The 2,102-nt window shown below is 25.7% G+C and carries 2 protein-coding genes and 1 pseudogene; all 3 read left to right on the forward strand.

Annotated elements, in window-relative coordinates; genetic code table 11:
- Positions 1–243 precede the first annotated feature (243 nt).
- Positions 244–438 carry a hypothetical protein gene (locus ACEW7V_RS00550; protein WP_374695541.1) on the forward strand — a complete coding sequence of 65 codons (195 nt, stop codon included), beginning with the start codon at positions 244–246 and terminating at the stop codon, positions 436–438.
- A gap of 23 nt (positions 439–461) precedes the next feature.
- On the forward strand, positions 462–638 hold the full coding sequence (locus tag ACEW7V_RS00555) for a hypothetical protein (protein ID WP_374695542.1): 177 nt from the start codon (positions 462–464) through the stop codon (positions 636–638).
- A 45-nt stretch (positions 639–683) separates the two neighbouring features.
- A pseudogene (locus tag ACEW7V_RS00560) lies at positions 684–992 on the forward strand (DnaJ C-terminal domain-containing protein).
- Positions 993–2,102 lie beyond the last annotated feature (1,110 nt).

The following is a 2,102-nucleotide window of genomic DNA, read 5'->3' on the forward strand; positions in this document are numbered from 1 at the left end:
CGTATTGCTTATTTCCAAAGAAGCTAACGCTGAGAGCAAATTGAAGAAATTCAAGAAGCTTATAGTGTTTTAGGAGATGCTTCCAAAAAGTAATTATGCAGATCGTTTTGGTGATGCTTCTTCTGGAGTAACGGTTTTTCTGGCTTCTTTGGTGGCGGTGGTTTTGATGTTTTGATTCTTTTGGGGATTCTTTTTTAGTTCTGGAGATATTTTTGGTAATCAACAAACTAAAAAACTCTTCTTATGATAAAAAAAGTAGAAATGACTATAAGTTTTATGGATGCTGTTTTAGGAGCTAACAAAACTATTGAAATTACTGTAGAAGCTGATTGTAGAGTTTGTCATGGTAAAGGAACAGTTTCCAATCAAGATGTTATTACTTGTAAACGTTGTGGCGGGACTCGACAAATTATTACTGGTTGTGCTAGAACTTTTTAGGCAATATCTTGTTCTCGTCAAGTTTGTCCTTAATTGTAGTGGTAAAGGACAAGAAATTAAAAATAAATGTTATGCTTGTCACGGACAAAACGTCAAAAAAGTTAAGCAATCAAATTAAATGTACCTTTAATATTCCTGCAGGGATTCAAGAAGGAAATGTCTTTGGTAAGTTCCTGGTAAAGGAAATTTTATTCCTTTAAGTAATAATCAACAAAAGCAGGAGATTCATATGTTTTACTTTTAAAGTGCGTCCTCAAGAATCTTTTGTAAGACGTGAATATGATATTATTTTAGAAATCTTTATTACTTTTCCAGAAGCTGTTTTAGGAACAACTATTTTGATTCCTACTATTTATAATTGAAGTAGCTTTAAAAATTCCTGCAGGATTCAATCAGGCAATAAATTAAGAATGAAAAATAAAGGAGTTGCACATCTTAATTCTTCTTATCGTAAAGGTGATCAGTATGTTGTTGTTCATATTAAAACTCCTAACCAAATTAAGTTTAGAAGAAAAAAGATTATATCAAAAATTATTAGATTTGCAATATCGTAGTTAATATAAGTAATAATATAAGTAAATAAATATTAATACAAATAATACAATATTACTAGTAAATAATAAAATTATAAGGAGACCAACTTAAAAGTTGGTTTTTTTGTTATGTAACAATTTAATGTTTAAGTTTTTAGAGTTTTACATAGTTAATTTTAATTGTATTATGATGAATAATAAATTAATATTTTTTAATATAAATGTTGAATTGTAATATAGTTTTTATGTTATATTATAATTAATAGTAGATAAATAGTTTTGTTATTTGCTATTTTATTAATATTTATCATATTAAATTAACTACTCATTTAAAATATTTGAGTTATAATAAAGGCATAAAAGTCTTTTATTATATTTAAGTTAGGAGGCTTTAGAACTTTTTTAACAAATTTAATTTGATAATTCAATTTAATAAAGAGTTGAAATAACATGTTTTTATTAGATATCTAAAGAAAAAAAATTAAAGATAATAAAAAATTAAGTTCGGTTGCAGTTTATCAGAGCAAACCATAAAAGAGTTATTCAAAAACTTTATTATGGATTAGTTTAATGCTTTTATTTTTGGCACTTTTCTCATGCAGTTGTATGGCAAGTAGAATTAGTTTGTCTAAATTTAGGTGAAATAAAAAAACAATTATTTTTAAATATTTTTATCTGCCTGCTATTATAAGTATTATTGTTTTTGTATTTACTTGTTTTTTATTCAAGTATAGCATGGAGTTAACAGCTCCTGTTTGTCTTATTGCTTTGGGGATTTTTAGGATACATGGGTTATTTTATATGTTAGTTTGAATATATCACATACATTCGATTTGACTGATAAATTACTAATACATAAACATTTATGCCTAACTATGTTGCTTTCGTTTATTTTTATTTTGATAGATAGTAATTTTGCAATTACTATTTTACTTTATTCTAAAAAGTTTAAAAAACAAAACATGACCAAAATTAATTCATAAATTTGCTTTTGTAGTTTTTTAATTTCTTTAATAATTACTATGTTTTATATTTGTTTTATTTTATGGGGTTGCTTTCCTTTGGTTGGCATCAGTTTCGCAATTAAGTCAACTTTCATCCTCATTTGACCCTTATTTTAAACGTACAGCG

The organism is Areca yellow leaf disease phytoplasma (assembly GCF_041920595.1).

Bases quoted from the DNA above. Each gene is read 5' to 3' on its own strand.
- ACEW7V_RS00550 (WP_374695541.1), top strand. From the start codon at position 244: ATGATAAAAAAAGTAGAAATGACTATAAGTTTTATGGATGCTGTTTTA.